This is a genomic window from Nostoc sp. 'Peltigera membranacea cyanobiont' 213, from assembly GCF_002245975.1.
Taxonomy (GTDB): domain Bacteria; phylum Cyanobacteriota; class Cyanobacteriia; order Cyanobacteriales; family Nostocaceae; genus Nostoc.
Genome location: NZ_NOLI01000098.1, coordinates 21981 through 30289, shown reverse-complemented (window position 1 = coordinate 30289; position 8309 = coordinate 21981). Strand labels below are relative to the sequence as shown.

General features: G+C 39.6%; 5 protein-coding genes and 1 pseudogene. 4 read left to right on the top strand and 2 right to left on the bottom strand.

Features of this window, described 5'->3' with window-relative positions; genetic code table 11:
- The 4 genes and pseudogenes from CDG77_RS37840 to CDG77_RS23230 all read left to right on the top strand — a co-directional run.
- A pseudogene (locus CDG77_RS37840) lies at positions 1 to 533 on the top strand (hypothetical protein); the annotation flags it as partial.
- A gap of 313 nt (positions 534 to 846) precedes the next feature.
- Positions 847 to 1029 (top strand): hypothetical protein, encoded by a 183-nt coding sequence (locus tag CDG77_RS23240; protein ID WP_223269930.1) that lies wholly within the window; start codon positions 847 to 849, stop codon positions 1027 to 1029.
- The gene (locus CDG77_RS23235; protein WP_094331726.1) at positions 1010 to 1564 is read left to right on the top strand and encodes a Uma2 family endonuclease; all 555 of its coding nucleotides are present in this window, start codon (positions 1010 to 1012) and stop codon (positions 1562 to 1564) included. Before CDG77_RS23240 ends, CDG77_RS23235 begins: the two co-directional genes overlap by 20 nt.
- Positions 1565 to 1719: 155 nt before the next feature.
- A complete protein-coding gene (locus CDG77_RS23230) occupies positions 1720 to 1953 on the top strand; it encodes a hypothetical protein (protein ID WP_094331725.1) in 234 nt (77 codons plus the stop codon).
- Positions 1954 to 2014: 61 nt separating this feature from the next.
- Here CDG77_RS23230 and CDG77_RS23225 read toward each other — a convergent pair whose 3' ends face one another.
- Both CDG77_RS23225 and CDG77_RS23220 read right to left on the bottom strand, forming a co-directional pair.
- Entirely contained in the window at positions 2015 to 2215 is a 201-nt protein-coding gene (locus CDG77_RS23225; RefSeq protein ID WP_094331724.1) for a hypothetical protein, read from the bottom strand.
- A 753-nt stretch (positions 2216 to 2968) separates the two neighbouring features.
- Positions 2969 to 7477: a glycosyltransferase gene (locus tag CDG77_RS23220; protein ID WP_190234044.1), complete on the bottom strand. Its 4509-nt coding sequence runs from the start codon at positions 7475 to 7477 to the stop codon at positions 2969 to 2971.
- Between the last annotated feature and the right edge of the window lie 832 nt (positions 7478 to 8309).

The following is an 8309-nucleotide window of genomic DNA, read 5'->3' as shown; positions in this document are numbered from 1 at the left end:
AGAAAAGTTTTGCTAGAGAATATACTTCTACTAAAGGATTAGTAAATGTAAAGCTAAACCTAATTAATGTGATCTGGGCGAAAACAAGAGGTTTAGTAGACGGTGTACAACGAGCCGAGGGTAAAGTACCACTTATCGCATTGTTAAATATGGGTGCAACAAATTATGGAACGCACCCAATTGGCGAAGTGTGCCAAATACTAGCAAAAGACAACCCAGAACTCAGAGGCAAAGGTGGGTGCTGGGCGATTGCCAGCGCAGTGAATGACTTTAGTTGCACGGTGAAAATGTGGGATGGCGAGTATGCTGTTGGGTTGCAGCACATGAAGTCCTTCAATTATCTACCTGCCGAGTGTGAGCAGATGCGGGTGATTTGCGATCGCATCAGTCGGGTGTATTCCGATTCGCTGGAGGAGACAGTTAAAAATCTGTTGCAGTCGTTGGGGAAGGTGAATCGGGCTTATTTAACGGCTGTCGAAGAGAAATTGTTGAATGTACTGGAGTCTGAATATGGGAGAGAGATAACACCCTAAACAATTTTGGCAATTTGGCATCCAATGTCTTTGGGTTGCAGTTTCAATGGAGTTAGCAACACAACGGGACAGTGAAGAAGTTGTACGAGGGAAAAGATAAAACTTCCCGCTTCTTGACATCCAGCTATGCCAGTTGTTTTGTTGAGTGCTGTAGAACCCCTCTACATGATTCATACAGCGCTCAACAAAGTTCAGTTCCCACGCTACAACTGGCTAGAAATTAACAAAACTCAATAGAATTTCAGAAGATGTAGATAACTGGCATTTCTCTAAGAGCGATGCCTGCTTTGGGCTACGCTTACGCATCAGTAGATTGCAGAACCGCGAAAATTTGGAAAATGCCCTAAGTGCTGTGTTGAAGTACTTGGGAGAGTTGAAGCGACTGTATTTGACGGAGGTAGAAGAGAAGGTGTTAGGTTTGATTGAGAAAGAATATGGAATTGATGATAGATTTGGCTTTGAGCTAAATAATGTTTATGACCGTAACTACCTATAAATGGACAATTAAACGTTATCACCAAGCAATAGAGGCAGGTATCTTTGATGACCAGTCCATTGAACTATTGCGTGGCGACCTGATTGTTATGCCCCCAGAACGAGAACCTCACGCCTACTACAACACAGAAGCAGCTGATTATCTTCGTACACTGCTTGGTGAACGGGTAAAAATCCGCGATGCCAAACCGATTACCTTACCCAACGATTCAGAACCTGCTCCCGATGTTGCGATTGTCAAACCTTTAGGTGAGGTCTACTTAGAACACCATCCTTACCCAGAAGATATCTTTTGGGTTATTGAATTTTCCAAAGCCACCCTGAGCAAAGATTTAGGTGAGAAAAAAGACATTTATGCTGAGGCTGGTATTGTTGAATACTGGGTTGTCAACCTGAAGACTCCGCAGTTAAAAGTATTTCGTGACCTAAAAAATGGGGAATACAAAACCGAACTGACATTAACCACAGGTACTATTTCACCCCTTTGCTTTCCTGATGTATCTGTCCAAGTTCAGCGTCTTATAAGTAAGACGTAGTGCAATGCATAATTGAAAGGACGAAAGTATTACCAAACACCTACTAAATCGGCGAAGTCTGCCAAATCCTTGCTCTTGACAACCCAGAACTCAGAGGAAAGGGTGGCTGTTGGGGGATTGTCAGCCAAGCAAATGAGTTCAGTTGCACTGTGAGAATGTGGGATGGCGAGTACGCCATTGGGTTGCAGCACCTCAAATCTTACAATTACCTGCCTGCGGAGTGTGAGCAGATGCGGGTGATTTGCGATCGCCTCAATCGGGTGTATTCGAGTGGGCTGGAGGAGTCGGTGCAGAAGTTTTTGGAGACGCTGGGGAAGCTGAATCGTGCTTATTTGACGGATTTGGAAGAGAAAGTGTTGAGTTTGTTGGAGTTAGAAACTGGCGGCTGATGCGAGAATTACCAGTAGGCGTAGCATCACTACGACTTTTGGAGTGAGGGCGATCGCACCCTCAAGTCATTAAAGTATACCCCCAAGCGGTTATTGAAGCGCGTTCAGCAGATGGAGCAAGAGAAAGTAAGGAGCCTTTAGTGACATTAATTGTAAAGTCATAGCTAACAGTAGAGTTTTGGGCAAGACTTGTTCCAATTACGCCAGTGCTAAGAGCAGCAGTTGCAATCCCCATTGCAAATTTAGGCAATAGTTTGAGCATGGTAGTATTGATGTTTGAAGTTTAGTGCTTTCGGATAATTTGTGCGTAGACGTGCAACGGTTTGTCGATAGACATCGCTTATTGGAGTGATTACCATTACCTAACTCACGTTCGGCAATGATAAAAAGCATATCACCTACTTTGATTTTGTATAGTGGTGCATCAGCAAAGTGTGGGAAGCTAATCAAGTCGTGCCAACTCCAGGGGGCAATTGCTAATCCTGGTCTTTCTGGTGCTGTATTGCCCTAGCGACTATGAACCCAAATCCAGAAGATGCCGTGAAAAGTCAGTTATAGACCACGCATTTCTTTGCATTTTCTCTCTGAAATTTTTCGTTGCTTTAATATCACTCCTCGTCAACTTTTCCTTTAGTTTTTCTTAATGTTATTTTTTGCATATTTTTGGAAGGTAAAGTTGGACAACTTGTCCAAAATCTTCTTCAAGTCACAGAAGCGACCGTATTTGAGTGCTGTTGAAGAGAAGCTGTTGGGTTTTGTAGAGCTTGAATGTGAAATTAGTAACTCACAAACAGACTGAATATTGACTGAGAGTAAGCTAGCCGCATAAAGTTAATAGTTAGAATAATTGCTCCTGGGCAATCTGCACTAAGGATTTGTGTAAAAATAATGTCCTTGGACAAGCCGCTCCGCGTCTACGCATCAGTCGAGTGTATTCCGCGATCTGCGAAACCCAATTCCCCACGCATGAATAGGAGAAAATTTGTGATGGGCAAGTATGTTATGGAGCTTAAATTTACCTGAGTGCAAGTAATAAAGCTACAGTTGCTAACTCCGTGTCAATTTCTGATTGGATTTGCATTTGACGTGTTTGGATGGCTTCAGTAAAAATGTTTATCATTTCAAAATTACTGGAGCAAACTCTCAACTTAGATTTAGTTGGATAATTAATATCTTTCTCAACCGCAGTCATTTCTGGAGAGAATAAAGCTTGACAGTCAAGATACTGACTAAATTGACTAGAGACAGTGGAGTAATTATTGCTTTGGGAATTGGACTCGCCAGTGTATGTCCAATCAATAAAAGTAACTTGAGGAAATTCAGCACGGAGTAGAGGGAGGAAGTAATAGGCGATGTCTGTGTGAGAAATTACAATAATATCAATTTGACGAGATTGGATAATGTAGCGGATAAAAGCCAACCAGTACACTTGATCTAAGAAATTAGGTAGATGAAATATTTCTGGTGTGAGGCGATAAAAGGAATCATACCAAGGATGCTCTGATTTGAAGCTTGTGGCGATCGCCATTTCATAACCTTCTTTTTCCAGCAGCCTCACTAAGTCCAGATGAAATTTATCAACATTGCTATTGGATAGGGAAGGAAAGAAAAACAGCAAGCGTTTCCCAGAATTGTAGCGCTTAAGGGAGTTTTGTCCGGCTATTTTATATTTGAGTTGCTGCGGGTTAAGTGATTGACGGTTGAGAGAAATATTTGGAGTCGGGGTGCTGCTAAAAAAATCATGGTAGCGCGACTGGATTAATTCAGTTACTCGCTTGAGTTCCCAAGGATCTTGCTCTAAAGAGTTAATGCTGCGATTGCACTCTAAATATTCAGGAATTGTCCATCCAAGTTGTTGATTGGCGATCGCTTTTAGCCACCGTTCCCAATCCGCATATAACTTTAAGTCTGCGTCAAACCCCCCTAGTTGCTCAAAATCAACTTTGCGATATAGCAATCCTCCCTTTAACTGATTTTCGTGGAAGAATGAAGCAGGTTGGCTAAAGCCATAATTCCACCAGTATTCCTGTGCTTGAAAAATAGCAGAGTAGGAGTTAACGAAGGAAAAATCGGGGTGGGTTTCTAAGAACAGAAGGCTTTTTTCAATGTATGTTGGGTCAAAAATGTCAACCAAGTTGATAAAAAATAAATATTTGCCTTCAGCTTGAGCGATTGCTGTGTTGCGTCCTGCTGCATCATCTTGTTGATTAGAATGAGAGAGGACTTTTATTTTGTTCGTTCTTTGAGATAATGACTCAATGAATGCGATCGCATCGGCGTTTGTTAAGCCGTCATTGACAATAATCCATTCAAAATTTTGCCAGGTTTGATTAATTACACTTCTGTAGGTAGTTTCAAAATACTGATAGTCGTTAAGAAACACAGAAATAATCGAAACTACTGGAGCTTCTGAAGCTTCGGGCTGGAAAAATCTCACTTTTTGACTAGCAATCAGAGCCACAAAATCTCGAATCTGAGTGTTGGAGTTAACTTGATTTGCTAACAAAAGCGGGTCAGGCTTTTTCCCACCGAGAAGCCGTTTAAATTTTAACCAAGCACTGCGGAGTTGCCAAAACTTACTCACAGACATCATCGTACTGAAAGATTGCCATCGTTCCCACTCCAACTCGGCTTTTTGTGTCCTCAGCATCCATGTCTGCCATTGAGCCTCTAACCAATCTTTTCCACCTTGTAACTCTTGATTCCAAGCTTGCACGCTTTTTAGAGTTTCTTGGGTTTGTGTGAGTTCGTCTTGAATTTGCTGTGCAGTTAGTATCCAAGCCTGAGATTGAGGAGATAAATTTTGGTTATTTTGATGAGTAAAGTGCCATACTTTACCTGAGTTTTGCTGTTGCAGAAGTTGCTCAATACCTGTCAGCAGGAAATTAACCTGGCGTTGATTCCACTTACTAGGCTCAATTTGATATAAGTATTGGCGCAGATAATACCGTTCTTTAGCTAGATTTACAGGATTAGTTGTTGACGCAGAATTGCTAGTGGCGTAGAGAGGATAAGGGTAGTAAGCAATTTCTTTACCAGTGGCGATCGCTGCTGCTAAGATGTGCCAATTGAGAGCGAACAATCCTCTCTCTGGCGAGTAACGAAATTCTTGCAGCAGTTTGAGAGCAAATAACGCAGATATATCTTGGTTGTGGTTAAACTCCAGCAATTTGAGCAAGGAACCATCGATGAAGGCGTAGTTTACCGCCGCAGGCATCGCTTTTAGTTCTCCATCCGCTTGAAGTGCAACTTGCGGACATACTACCACATCTGCATTCGATGCGATCGCAGCCATCACTAACTTTTCTAGCATATCTGGTAAGGCAATATGTTCCACAGCTAACTGTAAAACATACTCTCCTGCTGCTAACTCGACTAAGTAGTTATAACTTTCTCCCAAACTCCAGTTAACATCTAAATTTAAATATTTATAGCTAGGAAACTTAGTTTGAGCTTGAGTAATTATTTCTTGTAAATCTTGATCAATTGATTCTCGATACCCGATAATCACATCAAAATTGTTATAAGTTTGGGTGGCAAGACTTTCTAGACACTCTAATATAGTATTTACTGTCTGCCAGCAGACAATAGCAATTGTAACTTTAGGAGTTTGAGTTTCTTTAGGTGCAGCATTAATAAAAGCTTGACTCATATATTCTAATCTTTGGTTCAGCAGGCGTTGATTTACTTGTTCTAAAACTTCATATTGGGGAATTAATGGGGTTTCAGGATAAGCATTAATTGCCTGAGTTATCGTTTGAGCGAGAGAATGGGAATTTTCTGGGTGAAACCAACGCACGCAGTCAGAACGTTCAACTAAATTTAAAGTTTCTTGGAATCCCCCCGTATCTGAAACCACTAAACTAACGGGTAACTGTCCCATTTCTAATCCCGTATTGGGAAAGTTTTCTTGTATGCTTGTCAGGCAAACAATTGGGTGATTTAATTCAGTAATAAATTTAATCGCTTTTTGACTAGATAAATTTAGTATTAAGTTGTAGGCTATGTGACTATCAAGTTCTTGTTTGATATACTGCTGACTGTCTAGATGTTGTAGTTGGGACGATTGCAGGGTAATAATTTTTCCGATAAAAATAATCTGAATTCTCTCAACTAAAATAGGACTCAGTAATTTGATTGCTTCTACAAAAGTGCAAAGTCCTTTTCTCTCTTCCAAACGACTGAAAAAGACAACGGGTATTTTATCTACATTGAGATTATTTTGATTTGCGAATCCCTCACTTTTACACTGTTGATGTGCAATGGGTACAAAGTATGGTAAATGCTTGGACTGGGATGTTTTCCAACCATAACTTTCTAATTTTGACTTGAGGAAGTATGAAGGAAAGTAAGCTACATCTGCATTCTCATAGGAAAATTGCTCGTAGTGGTAAGCTTGCCAAAACCATTGGGGTTGCTCTAGAGTATATTTACTATTAACCTCGCGCAGCCATTCAAAGCATCCATGAGCAGTAACACCCGTGAGACAACTGTTACCCAGCAATCCAGTTTTCTTAGCTTGAATTGTGCGGTAGCCGAACCCCCAAATGTCGGGAAACTCTACATAAACTACTGCATCTGGTAAGCTAGCCATGACTGCTTGAGTGAAGAATAAACAACAGAAACTCTGATAGTTAAAGCTATTGTTAATTGCATCTTGCTGCGTTGTAGCTAAAATTTGATAATGAATTGGTTGAAGATTTAAAACCTGTTTTATTTCGTGAGTAGAAAATACGCAATCTACATCAGGGAAGCTTGCTTCTCCTTGGAAATCAGCTTCAGCTTGACAAAGAAGCAGGATGATGTACCAACCATCAGATTTAAGTTTTTGACTTAAGGTTGTATAGTAAGTGCCTATTCCCCCATTTTGAGAAAAACCTTCAAATTCATTGCTAACGAGGATTGCTACTTTTTGAAGCGATGGGTTAAGTTTTTCTAAAAACTGAGGTTGAAAGTTTATTTCAAAACTTGCCCAATTAGGAATTATTAAATTGGAATTTTTTGTTCCTAGTTTTTTTACAAGTAGCTCTGGTGTTAGTGTGTCAACTTCATAATTAAATATCCCTAAACTTTTAACGTCTTTTGGTTTCTCACCTACGATGTATCTATCGTAGAATTCATCCTCTACCTCAAATACTTCTAGCTTGTTAGAGGTTAGCATCTCTCTGTAGCAAAAATGGGTCAAGATGTTTTGAGGAACTAGGCTGCATACAGCTGCAACTCTTTCAACAGTAGTTGTATTGGGTGGTGAACCGTGAAAAAGTCGCTTATCATATACCAGCGCTTGTCCAGCTTTCATTGAGACACTAGTAAGATAATTTTGTTGTAAAAGTGATAGTACATCTTGGCTGTAGGGAAAGCTGCCAAAAACAAAAACTGGTCTAGGTTTTGAATTCAGCAAATGGCTTTTTTTAACAACTTGGAGATAGCCATTTTGCTCCTCCACATCAATTAGAGGACACCACACTCCAAAGGATGTTAAAGATGGTTCATCTACTAATGATGGGTCTTGATGGAGAGGCATTTCACTCAATAATACATCAGAACTTTTAAAAACTAAATTACAAAGCACTATTCTATATTCGGGAAATAAAATTTTCAATTTGGAAGCAAAATACCTTTTTATTTCCTGAGTAAGTAGCTTTCTGTATGATAAATATGAAGTACTTATACTAAAAGTCATACCAGTAGTTAGCAAATTATTAGGAAAAGAATACTTTTCGTTAAATTTGAGGAGGCTTTTTACTTCAGTTTCATTTAAAAAGTCAATTACTGCATATCCATTCTCTTCAAGTTCTTGATCAATTCTACGCATTTTAGAATAGTTTCGCTAAATTAATATTATTAATGTGTTTTAATTAACAACGTGATTTACGTATACTATGGTTGTGAACTTAAATACCTGTTGCTGATTGAACTCAGAGAAAGTATACTACTTAAAAAGCATAAATTTTTAACCAACATGGTAAATGCTTGAAAGTATACACTTTCAAGCATTTACCAACTCTGTTTCAAGAGTATTTTTTTACAATTATTAATTTTTCCCAGATGTAGCTAAAAGTATCAACTCTCTTGGAGATATGGATTCAAGAAATTATAAGAAATGTAAAAAAATATACGCAATCATGAATAAAAGCTTAAAAATCAAAAGGTGCATTGAAATCTGTGGATAATTCGATTGCTAATAACTGGGGGATCATTCCAAATGTGTGAAAGCATAAATCGTGAGAAACCAGATCGCCGAGTGATTAAAGAACTCGGCGATCTGAATCCTAATATCATGTCCGCTTGATTGTTTATTAAACCCGAAGAACCCCACCCCCGCCAAAGCTACGCTTTGTCTCCCCTCCCCGCAA

What these genes read in the sequence shown, in the direction of transcription:
- CDG77_RS23220 (WP_190234044.1), bottom strand. Translation starts at nt 7,477, where the DNA reads ATGCCTCTCCATCAAGACCCATCATTAGTAGATGAACCATCTTTAACA.
- CDG77_RS23230 (WP_094331725.1), top strand. Translation starts at nt 1,720, where the DNA reads ATGTGGGATGGCGAGTACGCCATTGGGTTGCAGCACCTCAAATCTTAC.
- CDG77_RS23235 (WP_094331726.1), top strand. Translation starts at nt 1,010, where the DNA reads ATGACCGTAACTACCTATAAATGGACAATTAAACGTTATCACCAAGCA.
- CDG77_RS23225 (WP_094331724.1), bottom strand. Translation starts at nt 2,215, where the DNA reads ATGCTCAAACTATTGCCTAAATTTGCAATGGGGATTGCAACTGCTGCT.